19 protein-coding genes are annotated in these 17,877 nt (G+C 65.4%); 11 read left to right on the plus strand and 8 right to left on the minus strand.

The window, feature by feature from the left end; all coding sequences use genetic code 11:
* Together ABZW16_RS22150 and ABZW16_RS22155 are read right to left on the minus strand one after the other, a co-directional pair.
* Positions 1-330: sulfatase-like hydrolase/transferase (locus ABZW16_RS22150; protein ID WP_354957849.1), on the minus strand; the 330-nt coding region annotated here is incomplete at its 3' end.
* Between the two features lie 13 nt (positions 331-343).
* Entirely contained in the window at positions 344-505 is a 162-nt protein-coding gene (locus tag ABZW16_RS22155; protein ID WP_354957850.1) for a hypothetical protein, read from the minus strand.
* Between the two features lie 748 nt (positions 506-1,253).
* Here ABZW16_RS22155 and ABZW16_RS22160 point away from each other — a divergent pair.
* The 3 genes from ABZW16_RS22160 to katG all read left to right on the plus strand — a co-directional run bounded on the left by ABZW16_RS22160 (position 1,254) and on the right by katG (position 4,409).
* Positions 1,254-1,565, plus strand: coding sequence for an endonuclease VII domain-containing protein (locus ABZW16_RS22160; protein ID WP_354957903.1), 312 nt, complete (start codon positions 1,254-1,256; stop codon positions 1,563-1,565).
* A gap of 120 nt (positions 1,566-1,685) precedes the next feature.
* Positions 1,686-2,135 (plus strand): Fur family transcriptional regulator, encoded by a 450-nt coding sequence (locus tag ABZW16_RS22165; RefSeq protein WP_354957851.1) that lies wholly within the window; start codon positions 1,686-1,688, stop codon positions 2,133-2,135.
* 39 nt (positions 2,136-2,174) lie between these two features.
* On the plus strand, positions 2,175-4,409 hold the full coding sequence (gene katG / locus ABZW16_RS22170; RefSeq protein WP_354957852.1) for a catalase/peroxidase HPI: 2,235 nt from the start codon (positions 2,175-2,177) through the stop codon (positions 4,407-4,409).
* 52 nt (positions 4,410-4,461) lie between these two features.
* Here the strand turns inward: katG and ABZW16_RS22175 are convergent, their stop codons facing one another.
* On the minus strand, positions 4,462-5,016 hold the full coding sequence (locus ABZW16_RS22175) for a cysteine hydrolase family protein (RefSeq protein WP_354957853.1): 555 nt from the start codon (positions 5,014-5,016) through the stop codon (positions 4,462-4,464).
* A gap of 160 nt (positions 5,017-5,176) precedes the next feature.
* Here ABZW16_RS22175 and ABZW16_RS22180 point away from each other — a divergent pair, with 160 nt between their 5' ends.
* The 5 genes from ABZW16_RS22180 (at position 5,177) to ABZW16_RS22200 (ending at position 10,477) form a co-directional block, all read left to right on the plus strand.
* Positions 5,177-7,435 (plus strand): serine/threonine-protein kinase, encoded by a 2,259-nt coding sequence (locus ABZW16_RS22180; protein WP_354957854.1) that lies wholly within the window; start codon positions 5,177-5,179, stop codon positions 7,433-7,435.
* Between the two features lie 81 nt (positions 7,436-7,516).
* Positions 7,517-7,876 (plus strand): DUF4913 domain-containing protein, encoded by a 360-nt coding sequence (locus tag ABZW16_RS22185; protein ID WP_354957855.1) that lies wholly within the window; start codon positions 7,517-7,519, stop codon positions 7,874-7,876.
* A gap of 44 nt (positions 7,877-7,920) precedes the next feature.
* Positions 7,921-8,637, plus strand: coding sequence for a metal-dependent hydrolase (locus tag ABZW16_RS22190; protein WP_354957856.1), 717 nt, complete (start codon positions 7,921-7,923; stop codon positions 8,635-8,637).
* Positions 8,638-9,260: 623 nt separating this feature from the next.
* Positions 9,261-9,701 (plus strand): SRPBCC domain-containing protein, encoded by a 441-nt coding sequence (locus ABZW16_RS22195; RefSeq protein WP_354957857.1) that lies wholly within the window; start codon positions 9,261-9,263, stop codon positions 9,699-9,701.
* 8 nt (positions 9,702-9,709) lie between these two features.
* Positions 9,710-10,477: a metalloregulator ArsR/SmtB family transcription factor gene (locus tag ABZW16_RS22200; RefSeq protein ID WP_354957904.1), complete on the plus strand. Its 768-nt coding sequence runs from the start codon at positions 9,710-9,712 to the stop codon at positions 10,475-10,477.
* Between the two features lie 104 nt (positions 10,478-10,581).
* On the opposite strand, the gene ABZW16_RS22205 is transcribed toward ABZW16_RS22200, so the two are convergent.
* Complete coding sequence (locus ABZW16_RS22205; protein WP_354957858.1) at positions 10,582-10,776, minus strand: hypothetical protein; 195 nt, start codon at positions 10,774-10,776, stop codon at positions 10,582-10,584.
* Positions 10,777-11,068: 292 nt separating this feature from the next.
* On the opposite strand from ABZW16_RS22205, the gene ABZW16_RS22210 reads away from it, so the two are divergent.
* Together ABZW16_RS22210 and ABZW16_RS22215 are read left to right on the plus strand one after the other, a co-directional pair.
* Complete coding sequence (locus tag ABZW16_RS22210; protein ID WP_354957859.1) at positions 11,069-12,073, plus strand: SMP-30/gluconolactonase/LRE family protein; 1,005 nt, start codon at positions 11,069-11,071, stop codon at positions 12,071-12,073.
* A 233-nt stretch (positions 12,074-12,306) separates the two neighbouring features.
* Entirely contained in the window at positions 12,307-13,557 is a 1,251-nt protein-coding gene (locus tag ABZW16_RS22215; protein WP_354957860.1) for an alpha/beta fold hydrolase, read from the plus strand.
* Between the two features lie 29 nt (positions 13,558-13,586).
* Here ABZW16_RS22215 and ABZW16_RS22220 read toward each other — a convergent pair whose 3' ends face one another.
* Together ABZW16_RS22220 and ABZW16_RS22225 are read right to left on the minus strand one after the other, a co-directional pair.
* Positions 13,587-13,811, minus strand: coding sequence for a hypothetical protein (locus tag ABZW16_RS22220; RefSeq protein WP_354957861.1), 225 nt, complete (start codon positions 13,809-13,811; stop codon positions 13,587-13,589).
* Positions 13,812-13,943: 132 nt separating this feature from the next.
* Positions 13,944-15,038 (minus strand): hypothetical protein, encoded by a 1,095-nt coding sequence (locus tag ABZW16_RS22225; protein WP_354957862.1) that lies wholly within the window; start codon positions 15,036-15,038, stop codon positions 13,944-13,946.
* A 195-nt stretch (positions 15,039-15,233) separates the two neighbouring features.
* Between ABZW16_RS22225 and ABZW16_RS22230 the strand changes: the two genes are divergently transcribed.
* The gene (locus ABZW16_RS22230; RefSeq protein WP_354957863.1) at positions 15,234-16,031 is read left to right on the plus strand and encodes a DUF2470 domain-containing protein; all 798 of its coding nucleotides are present in this window, start codon (positions 15,234-15,236) and stop codon (positions 16,029-16,031) included.
* On the opposite strand, the gene ABZW16_RS22235 is transcribed toward ABZW16_RS22230, so the two are convergent.
* Both ABZW16_RS22235 and ABZW16_RS22240 read right to left on the minus strand, forming a co-directional pair.
* Positions 15,953-16,645 (minus strand): DUF4386 family protein, encoded by a 693-nt coding sequence (locus tag ABZW16_RS22235; RefSeq protein ID WP_354957864.1) that lies wholly within the window; start codon positions 16,643-16,645, stop codon positions 15,953-15,955. The two genes, ABZW16_RS22230 and ABZW16_RS22235, sit on opposite strands and share 79 nt — an antisense overlap.
* Positions 16,646-16,806: 161 nt before the next feature.
* Entirely contained in the window at positions 16,807-17,742 is a 936-nt protein-coding gene (locus tag ABZW16_RS22240) for an NAD-dependent epimerase/dehydratase family protein (protein ID WP_354957866.1), read from the minus strand.
* Positions 17,743-17,877 lie beyond the last annotated feature (135 nt).

Raw genomic sequence — 17,877 nt, forward strand, 5'->3', positions numbered from 1 at the left:
CATGCCCGGGAAGCCATCGGTGAATTCCTCGATGGTCGCCATACCGACCGAGGTCGCATTCCGACCGGTCAGCAGGGAGGCACGACTCGGTGAACACAGCGCGGTGGTGTGGAACTGGGTGAACCGGACACCAAGATCGGCGATGCGCTTCATATTCGGCATATCGACCAGACCGCCGTAGCAGTCCCAGGTACCGATCCCGATGTCGTCCCACACCAGATACAGCACATTCGGCGCACCCTGCGGCGCGGTCGGCTCCGCATAAGGCCCCCAGTCGGGCACCGAATCACGAATATCGAGCGCGATATGTCCGTCGAATTTCTTGGCCATCATCCACCTCCAGCTACCAGAGCTGTTCGTTCACCGTTGTCATCCTGTCGTCCGGGTTGCGGACCTTATGCCGTGCGCACGCCGACAACTGCGGCCGTCCGGCCGGAATGGACACTCCCACCTGCGGGGATACCGCGGCGAAGTTCAGGTGTTCGAGCCGACGCGCGATGGCCACACCATTACTGGACCAATGTTCAGAAAACCGCTGATCAGCACCTTTTGTACCTATAAAGAGTACCGACCGGAAGGGATTCCCAGAAGGAGTCGAATGGCAGGCTCCCGGCATCACAGGCGCGCCGATCGACCGAGGCGTCGCCGGGTACCGAAGATCCGCCCGATAACCAGAAATCAACCGATTCCGATGCAATCCAGCCAACCCTCAACACCCCTTAAATCGTCACTGTGACGTTTTGAGGGTGTCGCGCGAGATGCAGGGGAGCAGAGGCCAGAGCGCCTATACATCAAAGATTGAGCTGATTCGACATTTATCCGTCAAAATTCGAGTTTCGCCGGAATATTTACATTGGACAGATCGTGAACCCGGCGCCGACTGCGCGAATGAAACGCACATTTCCGCACACAGCAGTCGGGCGGGCAGCCCGGCGCTCAGCGAGCTGAAGCCCGAAACCTGATACATACCAACGACATACAAGCAGAGCCCCCCACTCCCAGCACCTCCGCTGCAACGCCGATAATCAACACTATGTCAAGTAAAGTCCATGTCGGTGGCTGCTGGCAGACTCCGCGTTGTGACTCCAACTCCCGATTCGGAGTTGATCCGCTGCTCTCCCCTGATTGGGTGCGGTCAGCTCAAATCCCGCAAGCAGATGGCCCAGCCAGGTCCGAAATCCCCGCTGTGCAATACCTGCTAGCAACGAGCTCGACGAGAGCGCCAAGGTCCAGCGGAGATTCGACGCGCCAATCTGTGGGCCAAATACCGGATCACACCGGAACAATATGACCGCTTCCGGGCTGAACAGCAGTTCCGCTGCGGCATATGCGGTGCCAAGGAAGCCGACATCGACCTATCGAAGGTTGGCGGCCGTCCCCGCAAGGATGGTCGAACACTGTTCAAGGTCCCCCTTGCCGTCGACCACGATCACACCACCGGCGCGGTACGCGGACTCCTGTGCCCACCATGCAATGCCGGTCTCGGTGCGTTCGGCGATGATCCGGATCGGCTTCGTTCTGCAATCGCTTACCTCACGGCAATCGCCAGACCTCACGGTGGCTGATCGGTGGATTTGTTGGTTCGACAGAGTCGGGGTGGGTGGCGGGGGCGGGTGGTTGTGGGATCGTCTCGAGGTTTTGCGAAAGCCTCCCGGCGGAGACTTGAATGAGTCATACTTCTGAATGTGTCCACGACTTCGGAATTCGAGCGGATGTTGCGTGGAGCCGCGCTACGCGTGACGGCGCCGCGGGTGGCCGTGCTGACCGCTGTGCACGAGCATCCGCACTCCGATACGGACTCGATCCTCGGCCGCGTGCGCGACACCCTCGGCGCGGTATCTCATCAGGCCGTATACGACGTGCTGCGCGCACTCACCGCCGCGGGGCTGATCCGGCGCATCCAGCCAATGGGGTCGGTCGCGCGTTACGAGACTCGGGTCGGCGATAACCACCACCACGTCGTCTGCCGATCATGCGGCGTCATCGCCGATGTCGATTGCGCCGTCGGCGAGGCGCCGTGCCTGACCGCCTCGCACGACAACGGTTTCGTTCTCGATGAGGCCGAGGTCATCTACTGGGGTCTGTGCCCCGACTGCAAGACCAAGACACCACCCCTGTCCGGATCACAGCCGTGATCACAGCCCGTTTCACTCACTCCCCCGAAAGGAATTGCCGTGCCTGAGGAACATCCGCCCATCGGAGAAGCTAATACGGAACCCACCGCCGGTGGTTGCCCCGTTATGTCCGGTCGGCTCAAGTCCCCGGCCGAGGGCGGAAGCAGCAACCGTGAATGGTGGCCTAACCAGCTCAATCTCAAAATCCTGCAGAAGAATCCGGCCGTAGCCAACCCCATGGGCGCGGACTTCGACTACGCCGCGGAATTCAAAACCCTCGATCTGGCTGCCGTGAAGGCCGACATCGTGGAGGTGATGACCACCTCGCAGGACTGGTGGCCCGCCGACTACAGCCACTACGGACCGTTGTTCATCCGGATGGCCTGGCATGCCGCGGGCACCTACCGCATCAACGACGGCCGCGGCGGTGCCGGTGCCGGCATGCAGCGGTTCGCGCCGCTGAACAGTTGGCCCGATAACGCCAGCCTGGACAAGGCACGTCGCCTGCTGTGGCCGGTCAAGCAGAAGTACGGCAAGAAGCTGTCCTGGGCCGACCTGATCGTCTACGCGGGCAATGTGGCCCTGGAGGACATGGGCTTCGAAACCTTCGGCTTCGGCGGTGGCCGTGTCGACCAGTGGGAGCCCGAGGAGGACGTCTACTGGGGTCCCGAACAGACCTGGCTCGGCGACGAACGCTACACCGGCACAAGGGATCTCGAGAATCCACTGGCCGCGGTCCAGATGGGTCTGATCTATGTGAATCCGGAAGGCCCCAACGGCAATCCGGATCCCCAGCTGGCGGCCATCGACATCCGTGAGACGTTCCGCCGCATGGCCATGAACGATGTCGAGACCGCGGCGCTCATCGTCGGCGGCCACACCTTCGGCAAGACCCACGGCGCCGGCGACGCCGACCTCGTCGGCCCCGAGCCCGAGGCCGCGCCACTCGAAGAGCAGGGCCTCGGCTGGAAGAGCGCCTTCGGCACCGGTGTCGGCAAGGACGCGATCACCAGTGGCCTCGAGGGCACCTGGACGCCCACCCCGACCAAGTGGGACAACAGCTTCCTCGAGACCCTGTACGGCTACGAGTGGGAGAAGACCAAGTCCCCCGCCGGTGCCTGGCAGTACATCCCCAAGGATGGCGCAGGAGCGGGCACCGTGGCCGACGCCCACGACCCGTCGAAGTCGCATCCCCCGGTGATGCTGACGACGGACCTCTCGCTGCGAGTCGATCCCGTCTACGAGCAGATCACCCGTCGCTGGCTCGACCACCCCGAAGAGCTCACCGAGGAATTCTCCAAGGCGTGGTACAAGCTGACCCACCGCGACATGGGCCCCAAGGCCCGTTACCTCGGACCGGAGGTTCCGGAGCAGACCCTGCTGTGGCAGGACCCCGTCCCCGCCGCTGACTACGACCTCATCGGAGCGGCCGATATCGCCGCGCTGAAGAGCCAGATCCTGGCCTCGGGTCTGACTGTCGCCCAACTCGTTTCGACCACATGGGCGGCGGCCGCGTCGTTCCGCGGCAGCGATAAGCGCGGCGGCGCCAACGGCGGACGCATCCGTCTGCAGCCGCAGAGCGGGTGGGAGGCCAACAGCCCCGACGAACTCGCACAGGTGGTGCGCACCCTGGAGGGCATCCAAGAGTCCTTCAACTCCGCGCAAACCGGCAACACCCGGGTGTCGTTCGCCGATCTCGTGGTGCTCGGCGGCGCCGCGGCCATCGAGCAGGCCGCCAAGAACGCCGGATACGACGTCGAGGTGCCGTTCACACCGGGACGTACCGATGCCACCCAGGAGCAGACCGATGTGGAGTCCTTCTCCGCACTCGAGCCCACGGCCGATGGCTTCCGCAACTACCTGGGCAAGGGCAGCCGCGTCCCGGCCGAATACCTGCTCATCGACCGGGCGAACCTGCTGACCCTCAGCGCTCCGGAGCTGACGGTCCTCATCGGTGGTCTGCGCGTGCTCGGCGCGAACCACAACCAGTCGCCGCTGGGCGTGTTCACCTCGACTCCCGGGGCGTTGACCAACGACTTCTTCGTGAACCTGCTGGACATGAACACGAAGTGGGAGCCGGCCTCGTCCGACGAGGAGACCTACGAGGGTAAGGATCGCGCCACCGGCGCAGTCAAGTGGACCGGCAGCCGCGTCGACCTGGTCTTCGGGTCGAATTCGCAGCTGCGCGCACTCGCGGAGGTCTACGCGACCGACGATGCGAAGGAGAAGTTCGTCAAGGACTTCATCGCCGCATGGGTCAAGGTGTCGAACCTGGACCGGTTCGACCTGGTCTGATCCGAATGTGCCGCGCCCCGCGACTGCCACAGTTCGCGGGGCGCGGTGCGTTTCAGTCCAGGAAGCTGACTTCCTTGGTCTCCGCGACCGCAGCCGTGCGCCCGGGCGCGGCCTGGTGGCGCCAGTACAGGTTCGTGTGCGCGATGACCTGCTCCGGCGCAGGCGCACCCCATTGGCTCTTGTCGAAGGTCGTATGTCCATCGCTGACAAGCGTCACGTCATAACCCCGCGCTAAGGCGCCGTGGATGGTGGACCGGATGCAGGCATCGGTCTCCGCGCCGGTCACCACCAGACGCCCGACACCGGCCTCGGCCAGCACCTGCGCCAGCTCGGTATCCTCGAACGAGTCGCCGAACCTCTTGTGCACCAACGGCTCCGATTCCGCACGCACCAGTTCCGGGACGTACTCCCACAGCGCACTGCCCGGCACCAGCTCCGCACTGGCGTGCTGGATCCAGACGACCGGAACACCCTGTTCGCGCGCCCGCTCGACGAGTGTGCCGATATTGGCGACGACCGCATCCCGCTGATACGCCTCCCCCACGACACCGTTCTGCACGTCGATCACTATCAATGCGGTGTTCGGTCGATCCGACAGCGTGCTCATGTAGATCTCCTCCTGCTGGTCGAGCGGCGCCTTCCGCCGCGATTACTCAACTACGAATCGACCGGTTGGGCCAGCCCGGCGACTAGGATCAATGACGGGCGTCGGGAACCGCATATTTCGGTTCTGTCCGGGGACGCCCAGCAGATCGAGTGAGCCGACGATGGATACGCAGCCCGGCGCGGTACCACCGCAAAGCGGCGGCGACCGCGCGAAGGTGGCACAGACCGTGCTAGCACATGCGGTGACCGAGTTCGCGGGCGCGTGGGAGTCCGCGGCCGAACCGCCTGAACTGTCTGCTCACCTACCGGCCGAGAGTTCGTTGCGGCGGTCGGCGTTGATCGAGTTGATCAAGGTGGATCTGCACCACCGCTCGATACGCAGGCAGGCGGGTAAACGCCTCGACGAGTACCGAGCCGAATTCCCCGAACTCGACATTGCCCCACTGCCGCCGGATCTGATCTACGAGGAGATCACCGCGCGCCGCCAACTCGACCAAGATCTCGATCTCACCGAGTACGAGCAGCGATATACCCAGCAGATGACGCAGATCGCCGACCGGCTCGATGCCGATCACTTCCGAAGCACACTGCTCGCCGATCCGGCCGCGCAGGCCACCCTCGACACCATCAATCCCGGCGCGACCGTTGACGATTTCGACATGTTGATCCTGCTCGGCCAGGGCGCGTTCGGGCGGGTCTTCCTGGCGCGACAGCGCTCGATGCACCGGCTGGTGGCGGTCAAGATCTCCCACGACCGCGGCAGCGAGGGACAAACGCTGGCCCAACTCGATCACGAACACATCGTGCGCGTCTTCGACCAACGGCACATCGCTGAACAGCGCCTCAAGTTGATGTACATGCAGTACGTGCCGGGCGGCACCCTGCTCGGCGTACTACGGCGGCTACGCCGCACCGGAGCTCGAGGCAAGACCGGCAGACTACTGCTCGACGCCGTCGACGAGGCCGCGGCCAGCGCCGGGGTGCTCGAACCGCAACCATCGGAGACCCGTGCCCAGCTCGCGCGGCTCAGCTGGCCGGAAACCGTTGCGTGGCTGGGCAGTCGGCTCGCAGCGGCATTGGACTACGCCAACCACGCAGGCGTGCTGCATCGCGACATCAAACCCGCCAATGTTCTGCTCACCGTCGACGGACAACCCAAACTCGCCGACTTCAATATCAGCTTCAGCACACACATCCCCGGCGCGAGCCCGGCGGCCTACTTCGGTGGCTCACTGGCCTACATGTCCCCCGAACAACTCGAGGCCTGCCATCCGAACATGACCACCAACGCCGCGGACCTCGACACACGCAGCGATCTCTACGCCCTCGCCGTCGTGCTCTGGGAGCTGCTCACCGGCCGAGTCCCCTTCGACGACGGACGCAGCGCGGGCGAATCGGATGCCTCGCTCGAGCGGATGATCGCACTACGCCGCCGGCCGATCGTCGATCGGTTGGCCGCCGATATCCCACCGGACTGTCCAGCGGTTCTTCAGCATGCCCTGCTCACCTGCCTCGCACCCGATCCGGCCGACCGATTCGCCACCGGCGCCGCACTCGCCAACCAGCTCGACCTCACCCTCGACCGCGCGGCGCGCGACCTCGTCGATCCGCCATCACACAGCCTCCGCGCGAAACTACAGATGCGGCCGATGCCGGTGGTAACGCTGTCCAGCGTGCTCGGGCAGTTCCTCGGCGTGCTGTACCTTTGGGCGCACAACGCCCGGCTCCTCAACAACGAACTCTCCCCCGACGACAGCGCCCGCCTCTTCCGCCTCGCGGTCCTGATCGGCGTGATCGGCTACCCCATCGGCATTGTCGTGCTGCTGTATTGGTGTCGACGGGTGTTCCTCGTGCCCTACGGACTGCGGCGCGGTAAACGCTTCGACGAGCAGACCCTCGCACACGCCCGCGCCGACACCCTGGCCTGTGGCGACCGCATCACGCTGGTCTCGTTCACCGGTTGGGCATTGTCGCTGGCGATCTTCTTGCCCCAATTGCAGGCCAGCGCCGACCTCACCACGAGATTCATGGTCAACCTCATCGCATCCCTGATCGTCGCGGCCGCGGTCGCGGTCGTGTACTCCTACTTCCCCGTCACGTTCTTTGTGCTGCGCTGGTACTACCCTGGTTTGCTCGGCACCGGGCAGACCTTCCCCGACGACGCCGTCCGGTTGCGACGACTGGCCCGACGCAGCCGGATATATCTCGGCATCGCCGCATCGGTACCACTGATCGGTGTCGCGACCGGTCTGATCTGCCTCAATCCGGCGCAGCAGCAAACGGTGATCGGTCCGACCGTCATCCTCTGTACCGTCTGTCTTTTTGCCTTTGTCGCTGCGTTACGCATCTTCTACGCACTCGAATCGGATCTGCATGCCCTGGATCGGATCGTCGATCCGCGATCCCGGCAACCCGAATAATGCAAGGTTTCACCAAGGACCTCAGTAGATTTCGTGACTACTCTCGAATCTGTTCGGAATGCCACGGGCTGCGGGGGCGCCATGAAAGAACAGCGGACACAGGTCTATGGATCGGTAGTCGAGTTCGTCGAGAACTACCTATCCCTGGTCTACCGCCGCAAGGTGGCCGATAACGGCATGGCCTGGTGCCCCGAATGGTGGCGGCACTCCGAGGCCGTCGCGCGCCTGGAAGCGCTCTGGCAATCCTGGGAACGCTATCGGCTCAATGATGCATTGGGTTTATCGCTGTGGTTTCTCGACCATGCCGATAGCCATATGAACGTGCTGCTCCATCCCAACGGACCGTTCGCCGGATGCTCCATGCGCAACGGGCACACCGAACGTGTCTGCCCGCTGTCGGTGAAATCACCTCCCCCCGATACCTTTTCACCCACGGGTTAGTCGCGTTTGTTTGAAACGGCTTAAGGTCAACTAACGTTCATGCGGTGCTAGGACATTCACATGCGACCAGTGGCGCGTTCGCCTGGTCGGTGGCAGCGGCGACGCTGCCCATCTCGGCGTTGGTATATCCGGTATTGCCCAGTGGGGATGCGCATCTCGGCGCAGTCGAGGTATTACTCGGCACCTTCCTGACGGCCGGGGCCGCGCTGTTACCCGATGCCGACCATCCGAACGGCACCATCGCGCATGTGCTCGGTCCGATCTCCTATCACCTGTGCCGCCTGATCTCCTGGATCTCCGGCGGGCATCGGCACGCCACCCATTCCTTCGCCTTCGTCATCGCCGTCGCCTGCGGAACCTGGGCGGGCGAACATTGGATCGGACGCTATTTCACCCTCGGACTGGTCTTCTTCCTGCTCGCCCTTGCGGTACGGGCACTGCACCTCTGCCCCTCCGGCGACGGCATCGAAGCATGGGGCACGATCATCATCCTGGCCGCGGCAGGAACCTTCGCAATGGACCACTGGATCACCGACAAACCGGCATGGCTACCGTTCTCCGTCGGCCTCGGCGCACTCGCCCACCTCCTGGGTGATTGCCTCACCGACAAGGGCTGCCGACTCTTCTGGCCCTTCTCCCTGCGCACCAGCCTGCCGGTCATCGAGCGAACCGGCAACAAGGTCGAAACCTGGATCCTGTCCCCCTTCTTCACCCTGGCAACCCTCGCCATACTGTGGCACGTCTTCACTGTTAACCCCTAGCGGCTCACTCGTTGGAGACCGATCACCTCGGTCTCCAACGAGCCCGCCGTAGCCTCTACTCACGGCAACCCTCCCGGACGTCTTTGCCGCTTTTGGTCTTCTGATCTGCTCGATCTATGCCGCAGTGGAGTCTTTCATAGATCAATTCGCATATCTAGATAGTCCAATGATTACTGTCGCAAGTTAGATGACCTCTTCCGACGCATAGATCACCGTCTGCAGCTACTGCAGGTCCAGCGCACCCGCTTGCTGCTTGGTCCGCCCGTCAGCGAAACGTTCAGCGCCCCAAACATTCCCCGCGCCCCACTTCGATTTCGCAACCTCCCCAAACCCCCTCCCCCACACGTCGCGCCAGGCCCTCGCAATGAATGACTTCCACCCGCGACGGCACAGCCGCCAGGTTCGGCCGGTCGTTGCGCGATCACCTCGAGGTTTCACGAGACCCCCATCAGCACCTCCCCTCACAGCGCAACAAAACGCCCCACCTCCTCCATCCCCCCTCCATAAGCCCCCGGGCTCGAGCACGGAAATCAGGATCCGTCGGCCGCGCTTGACATGCAGCCGATCGGCTGCATAATTGCGATAGGCAGCAGAAAGGCTGCCTATCGCAAAGGAGAATCATCATGGCTGATATCCGGCACCGTGTGGGTGTCTACGCCCCACAGCAGAAGGTCTACGACACCGTGAGCACGCCCGAGGGGGTGTCGAAGTGGTGGATGCCCACGAGCGGCGACGTCGAGAAGGAACTCGAGTTCGGCGGCGGGGAAAAGCCCGTCCTCATCGTGCGGGTGGCCGAGCTCGTCCCGGGTGAGCGGGTGGTGTGGGAATGCGTGGACGGCCCGGCCGAGTGGGTCGGCACTACTATCACGTTCGATATCTACCCCGGACCCGTGGCGGAGGAGACGGTCGTGAAGTTCACCCACGCGAACTGGAGTGAGCCGGTGGAGTTCATGCACCATTGCTCCACCCGGTGGGGGCAATTCCTGTTCAGTCTGAAGAACGGGCTGGAGAACGGTGCCTGGCAGCCCGTCGCCGCGATGCCCCGCGCCAGCAGCTGGAACTGATCGCGCCGGTGGACGAGATCTTCCGAGCCCTGGCCGATCCGACCCGGCGCCGGCTCCTGGACAGTCTCAACGCCCGCAACGGCCAGACGCTACGGGAACTGTGCGCCGGCCTGGACATGGCCCGGCAGTCCGTGAGCAAGCACCTGGCGGTCCTGGAGCACGCCACCCTGGTCACCGCGGTGTGGCGGGGCCGGGAGAAGTTCCACTATCTCAACGCCGCGCCGATCAACGAGATCGCACAGCGATGGATCAACCGATACGACCGGGCCCGCGTCGAGGCCCTGGCGGATCTGAAACAAGCCTTGGAAGAGACCCCGTTGGACACGAGCGGCACCGAATTCGTTTACACCACCTATATTCGCACCACACCGGAACGGTTGTGGCGGGCGCTGACGGAGCCCGCCTTCACCCGGCGGTACTGGGCCGGATACACCTTCGAGTCGGACTGGCGGCCCGGCTCGACCATCGTCGTGACGACCGGCGAAGGCCGCATCGCCGATGACCCCGAACAGGTTGTCCTGGAATCCGATCCGTTTCGCTGCCTCGCGTACACGTGGCACAACAAGACGACGTGCGATGGGGGGACACCAGAGCCGCGCTCCAAGGTGGCCTTCCACCTGGAAGACACCGGAGGCCTGGTGAAACTCACCGTCGTCCATGACGGCTTCATGCCGGGCAGCAAGGTACTGCAGAGCATCAGCCGCGGCTGGCCGCGCGTCCTCGCCGACCTCAAGACCCTACTGGAAACGGGCGAGCTAGCCGACCTGGTGCGGTGACGCGCGTACGCCATCGAGCGAACAAGAATAGGCATCACGGCGGCTACCTGGCCAAACAGGGCTTCATGCACCGGGTGACACGGTCGTTGACGGCACCCCCTGCCCTACGGCCAGGCCCGCGGCCTGCTCGACACGGCCACCTGGCCGGTGAGTCCGAACGCTTCCCCGATCCGGGCCCACGGCACCGGCCGCCCCGGTGCGATCGTCCAATCCCGCCGGATGCGGTCACGACGCCGCGCCCAGACGATATGCCGGTCGATCATCAGCGCGTGCAGTGCCGCCAGATCCGGATGCGACATGCGGCGGTTCCGGAATACGCCAGAAAGGGTCAACGGCGTTCGGGCGCAGCACGAATCACCTTCAGCCAGAACATGATTTGCTAAGCGCCAGATTTCTCAGATCTGGACCCCACGTGCCTTGCCAAGGAGGTTGTGCCCCCTCTCGTCTATGCGGCGTCCGGCGTAGCCGGACGTAGTTGTTTGCCGCTTTATCGAGTGGCTATCATGCATAGATGCGCATATCTACGTATGATCATGCCTTCGAGCGGTCGGTTCGATGCGGTTGGTTGCCGATGCCGGGATAGGCTGAGCCATGGTCGCTGGATCGACAATGCAGCCGCAGCGCTGGACACCACCCACCGCCCCACCCCGCGCTCGCGAAACGCGCAGCGCCACACCACTTCCCCCGATCACCCGGCTGGAACTCCCGGGCGCCGGGCCCGAGGATGTGGTGCGCACTGCGGAGGGCCGGGTTATCGCAGGGGTCGATGATGGTTCGATCTATAGCATCGACCCCGCGGACGGTGCGGCAACCCTCCTGGTGAATACCGGCGGTCGGCCGCTCGGCATGCATGCCGATGCCGATGGGTCGATTCTGATCTGCGACTTCGAGCGTGGACTACTGCGCCTGGACAGCGCGGGCACACTCGATGTGCTGGTGGACGAGGTCGACGGTGAACCACTCCCCTTCGCCAGCAATGTGGTTCGCGCCGAAGATGGCACGATCTACTTCTCGTCGTCCTCGCGGCGTTTTCCCCTACACCAGTGGCGGGGCGATCTACTGGAGCATTCCGGCACCGGCCGCCTGTTCCGCCTCGATCCGTCCGGCAAACTCGAAACCCTCATCGACGGACTGCAATTCGCCAACGGGGTGGTCGTCTCCCCCGACGGTTCTTGCGTCCTCGTCGCCGAAACCGCGGCCTACCGCGTGACCCGCTACTGGCTCAGCGGCCCCAAGGCGGGCACCCACGACCTGCTGATCGAGAACCTGCCCGGCTTCCCGGACAATATGGCACTGGGCAGTGACGGCTTGGTGTGGATCACACTTCCCTCGCCGCGAAACCCATTGCTGGACCGCCTACTCCCCCTCCCTGGCATTCTGCGCCGCATCATCTGGGTGCTACCGGAACGGCTGCAGCCCGAGCCGCCGCGGACCGTGTGGGTGCTCGCGGTCGACTTCGACGGAAAGATCGTGCACGACCTGCAGACCGAGGGCACCGACTATGCCCTGGTCACCGGCGTCGTCGAACACAGCGGCACCCTGTACCTCGGCAGTCTCACCGAATCCGCCGTCGCGGTGAGCCGCGTGCCGTCATAGCGACGAAGAATGCCGTTCGTCATGCGCGTTCGAACCGGTCGACGCGGTCGGCTCGAAAACTCGACGACCGTACGTCGCGCGGGATCCGACTCGACACGGAGCGGCGATGCCAACGCGGAAGGATGACGAGGACCGGTATGCGGCGTCGCTGGACGAAGTGCGCGCCGTCTGTACGACAGCAGCTCTGATTTCGCCGACAAACGAAGCTCAGTGAACAGTTGTACACTGAAGATATGACTGAGGGCGGGCGACAGCGGCAGGCCGAGATTCAGGCGCTTGCGCGGTTGGCGGGCGATGAGATCGGTGGGGCGGTCGATGGGATCGCGGCGGTGCATCGTGCCATATCCGATCGGGTGTTCGCGGCGGCGCGGTTGGGTGTCGGGCCCGCGGCGCAGCCGGTCAAGGTGGTGCACGATGCGATCACCGACGGGGTGTATCGGCTCCTCGGTGGCACCGCGGTCGCGGCGGGAGCGCTCGCCGAGCGGGTCGTGGATGTGCCCGGCGCGCCGGTGCCGTCGCGCACGGTGTACGGGTCCGGATTCCTTGCGGCCTTGCAGGGTTTGATCGGTGACAGTCTCGCGGACGAGCGGCCGATTCTGGCCGGGCCGATGACGTTTCGGATCAATGGCGAGCCGGTCGCACCGGGTTGGGTGGGCGATGTGGTGTCGAATCCGCGCCCGCGGCTTGTGGTGTTTCTGCACGGTCTGGTGGAGACCGAGCATGCCTGGCGACTCGGCGGGCGGGCCAGCTATGCCGAGCGGCTCGAAGGCGATCTCGACTGCACGACGCTGCTGGTCCGGTACAACAGTGGGCTGCATATCTCCGAGAACGCCCGCCTGTTGAACGGGATGCTGCAGCACCTGGTCGACAACTGGCCGGTGCCGGTCGAGCAGATCGCGCTCGTCGGCCATTCCATGGGCGGGTTGATCGCGCGGGGCGCCTGCTATGACGCCGACCGAGCCGATCTGCCATGGGTGCGCCGGGTTCGACATATCGTCTGTCTCGGCTCACCGCATTTGGGCGCACCACTGGAGCAGCTCGTCCACTACGCCTCCGCCGCTTTGGTGCGGGTGCCGGAGACCCGGCCCTTGGGGCGGCTGCTGCGCCGTCGCAGTGCCGGCATCCGCGATCTGCGCCAGGGTTCGCTCGTCGATGAGGACTGGCAAGGTCTGGACACGGACACCTTGCGCCGCAGAGTGATTCGCGAGGTGCCGCTGCTGGACTGTGCCGACCACTATTTCGTCACCGCCACGGTTACCCACAGCCCCCGTCACCCGCTCGGCCGCTTCTTCGGCGACGGCCTGGTCCTCGCCGCCAGTGGCTCCGGCCGAAACCGAGCCCGCCGCATCGGTTTCGACGATTCCAATGGTCTGCACATCGCTGGAGCCAACCACTTCACTTTGCTCAACCACGACACGGTATATGCGGCGCTGGTTCGTTGGCTCGCCGATGATGTGCACCACGAGTCGATGCGCTGCGGTTGAACCGCACCTGCCTCGCGTCATGCACTTCGTCACCGCGCCGATGCACTCAGCAGCACAGACCTGCGCCGAACGTGCAGGACGAATCCGGAGATCGGGAGTCGAAGTAGTAGTGCACCGCTGAGTTGTCGCGCCGCCGGCAGGTCGCCAGCAGTCCGGCGCACTCGGCTGCGGTCGGTATCGTCGCCGTGGCACACCAGCACCGGGGTACCGGGCGGCGGGAACTTCATACCGAGCCACGGAACGATACGCGGCACGGGCTGAACAGCAGCGCAGCGAATAGACCACAACGCCCACTCCCGGGTATTCCGCGGACGAGAGTGGGCGCTACGACCTACCGGCCCGAACAGGAACCGCTGCGGCACAGCCGCGATCGCCAGTGGACCCGATCAGAACAGTTGATCGGAGTGAGTATCGGCTTCACCCCGCACATCTTCGGCGAATTGGGCTTCGACCTGCGCGTCCGCACCCGCGGTGTGGGTCGCATACAGCAGCAGGCAGCCACGGATGCCGTCGAGGAGGTCTTCGAGGAGGTCGAGCGCCGGGCGGGTGGGATCGAGGCGGCTGATGCGGAATTCGTCGAGAAGGGCGGCGCGGGTGGCACCGTCGAGGTCGAATTTGCGGGCCTGCTCTTCGATTTCGGCGACGCGGGCCACCACGGCCCACGGTGCTGGCACATGCCCCTCGGAGACGGCCATGGCCTCGGCGATGAGGTCGACGACGATCTCGGTCGGGGTCTCACCGGCGGTGAGGCGTTCCAGTACCAGGGTCGGGGTCTCGACTTGCAGTGCCTCGATATCGTCGGCCTCGACGACCACGTCGGCGGTCGCCACACCCGCGAGTTCGCCTGCTACTTCGGCGGCGGCGTAGAGCCAATGCGCGGCCGCGACGGAGGCGGAGGCGGGATCGAGTTCGGTGAACAGTTCGATGGTGCCGAGCGGATCGGCGCGCAGCAGTTCGTCGGCGGCCTGCACCTGGGCGGGTGAGACGTCCGGGCGCGACAGTTCGACCGCTTGGCGGGCGCGGCCGGACAGGTCGCCGAGTTCAGCGGATTCGATGGCGGCCTGTTCGGTGCGGACTTCGGCGGCGATGGTGTCGCGCAGTGTGGCATCGTCGATAGCGTGCAGGGTGCGGCCTACGCGATGCGCGGATTCGACCACACCGCTGTAGGAGACGATCAGACCGCGGTCGGTGGGCAGGTTCGGGGTGCGGATCCCGGCCTCGACCTCCTTGAAGTTGCGGCGCTCCTCCGCGCGCCGCCAGGCTTCGCTATTGGGGACATCGGGATCGCCTGCGGCGCTTGCCGGATGGGTGTAGGTGCGCCACTGGAAGCGGGACAGGGTGGTCAGATTCGACGCCAAACTCGTTGCCTGGTCGGGGTTTATCGGTGGCAGTTGGGCCACTGTTGTCGCGAGATCGCCGCGTCCGGTCGCCCAGATGGCGACCAGGGCGTTGCGGTCGGCGTCGAATGCGTATCGGGTCACGCACGCCAGTTTTCCCGATCGGCCGCCATTGCGCGCGCGATCGCTCGCTTCGATATCCGGTCGTCGGTGTTTCGGGTGTCCGATGTCTGCGCTCCCGCGTCGCTACGTGGTGCGGCTGCGCTCCGCCATCAGGCTCGTTGCCGGGGCCGGGATACCTCCGTGGACAGGCCGTGGATACCTGAGAGGATGGACGGTATGACTCTCGATCATGGTGATCCGGGCGACGCGCCTTCGATTCCACAACCGACCGTGCCGGTGGTGAATCCCGCCCGGCCCTCCGCGGCCGAGGAGGCCAGAACCGTTGCGGCGGTCACGAATATCGCCACCTTGGCGAGTTTGAGCGAGGACGGTGGGCCATGGGCGTCGTTCGTCACCTATGGGCTGCTGGCGGGGCAGCCGGTGCTGTGCGTCTCGCGGATGGCCGAGCACGGGCGCAATCTCGCGGCCGACCCGCGGGCCAGCCTGTCGGTGGTGGCGCCGGAGATGCCCGCCGATCCGTTGGCCGGAACGCGGATCACGCTGGCCGGTGTGGTGGAGCGTCCGGTCGGTGCGGAGGCGGATGCGGCGCGCGAGGCCCATCTGGCGGCGGTGCCCGCGGCGAAGTACTACGTGGATTACAGCGATTTCTCGCTGTGGGTGTTGCGGGTGCGGCGGATTCGCTGGGTCGGCGGGTATGGGCGGATGGATTCGGCGAGTGCCGAGCAGTATCTCGCGGCTGCGCCGGATCCGGTCATTCCGTTGGCGGGGCGGGCGATCACGCATCTCAATGATGATCACGCCGATGCGCTGTTGTCGATGGCGCAGGTGTTGGGTGGGTATCCGGACGCGACCGAGGCGAGCTGCGAGCGAGCCGATCGGTATGGGCTGGACCTGCGGGTCGTGACACCGCGGGGTGTGGCGCGGACCCGGGTGGGCTATGTGATGCCGATCGATTCCGCGGGCGAGTTGCGTTCGGCGACAGTCGAATTGACGCGGCTTGCCCGCGAGGGCTGATAGCGCGGGCAAGCCACCTGCCAGATACCTTCGGCATCGGCGCAGGTCGGACGGCTGGGCGTGACGGCGGCGAGGATGAGCAGCGAACGGCGGATCGCGAAACCGGCCAGCGCCAGCATCCACCCGCTCCAGAGCACATAGCCCAGGAAGTTGAGCTGCTGTCCGGCCAAGACCCGCCACGGCGCTGCAACGCCGGTCAGGATCAGGACGGCCGCGGCCACCCCCAGCGCGGTGAACGAGCGCGGGAAACCGTTGCGCGGCAGGGCGGTTGCCACCAGCACCGTCCAGGCGGCCGTCAGCGCGTAGCCGCAGGTCTCCCCCAGCGGCGAGCCGAGTATTCGATTCCAGAGCTCGAATTCAGCTGTCGCAGAACTACTCTCGCCCGCATGGGCAGCGCGTTCGGCCAGTGACGGCACGAGCAGCGGCCAGCGCAGCAGACCGATCGCCTGCACCACGCCCGCCGCCGCACCGGCCCGCACCGCCCACCGCATGCGCGGGGAATCATCGAGACGCCCGGCCAGCACCGCGATCGGGACGAACAGCACCGCGCCGAACACCAGCACCGAGAACCACGACACCACCGCGGCCTCGTGCGCCCGGAACAGCGACAGCACCCTCCGCGCTCGGGCGCGACAGCACACGCGGGTAGTCGAATACCGCGCCCAGACCGATGAAACCAGCGTTCATGCATACCATGGCTGCCACGATCGGCAACGCCACGCGCGCCGATACCTGGTCCGCAGCGCCTTCGAGGTGGACATCGTCGGTGCTCCTGTCACTGCCGGGCGGCGAGGCTCCGGAAGGCGTCGACGGTCCCCCGGAGAGAGTCGTCGAGCGGGGTCGGGTCGAGGGCAAAATGTGCCGTCGCGGCGGAGGAATCCATGACGAACGGGCGATCGAACTGATAGCGCAGTTCACGGATCTCGCGGGCGGACGGAACGAACAGGCCCGCCGACCAGAGCATCGCCGCAGGCATGCGCGTGACGCGGGCGGGCGGGGCTTTCGCAACCGTCGCGAGCAGCTCGGCCAAGGCGCGCACCGATAGCGGCGCAGCCGAGGGCACGTGCCAAGGCTTGCCCCAGGCGGATTCGTCTGCGGCGACCGCGACCAGCAGGCGGGCCACATCGGCAGTGGCGGTCCAGGTGTGCGGTGCGTCGAGATCGGCGGGGACCAGGGCGCGTCGGCCGGACAGCACCGCCGGGAGCAGCAGGGTGGTTGCTGCGGAGGTGGCGTGGGGGCCGAGGTAGTCCGAGCCGCGCACCTCCGCGGTGCGGATGCGACCGGCCTCGTGTGCGGCCAGTTGCTCCGCCCACATTTCGGCGCGTACACGGCCCTTTACCGAATTAGGGCGCAGCGGCCGGTCTTCGGTGACCGGAACGTCGAATTCGCCGTAGCCGTAGAGGTTTCCGACGGTGACCAGCATTGCGCCGGAGTGTTCCGCGGCGGTCAGCACTGCGCGGTGCAGCGGCGGGAAGTCCTGCGGCCAGCGGTGATAGGCCGGTTGGGCGCACTGGTAGACGGCGGTCGCGTCCAGGCAGTGGGCGACCAGGGCAGCAGCGTCGGTGGCGTCGGCCGTGACGCGTTCGACGGCTGGATGCTCGGGGCCGGAGCCGCGGCGGGTGATCAGGCGGACGTGCTCGCCGCGGGCCGCGAGCAGGAGTGCGGTGGCGGTACCTACGGGGCCCGCTCCGATGACGACGTGCAGGGACATGAGGTCCTCGATCCGGTCTGGCGTTCTTCATTCAGAACAGTGTTCTCGGGATGATTCGACGGTAAGCGAGCACAGCGTTCCCAGTCAAGAACAGTGTTCTCTTGGTTGTCTACTGTTCTCCTATGGTTTCCCGTT

The organism is Nocardia sp. NPDC004604 (assembly GCF_040609795.1).
GTDB lineage: Bacteria > Actinomycetota > Actinomycetes > Mycobacteriales > Mycobacteriaceae > Nocardia.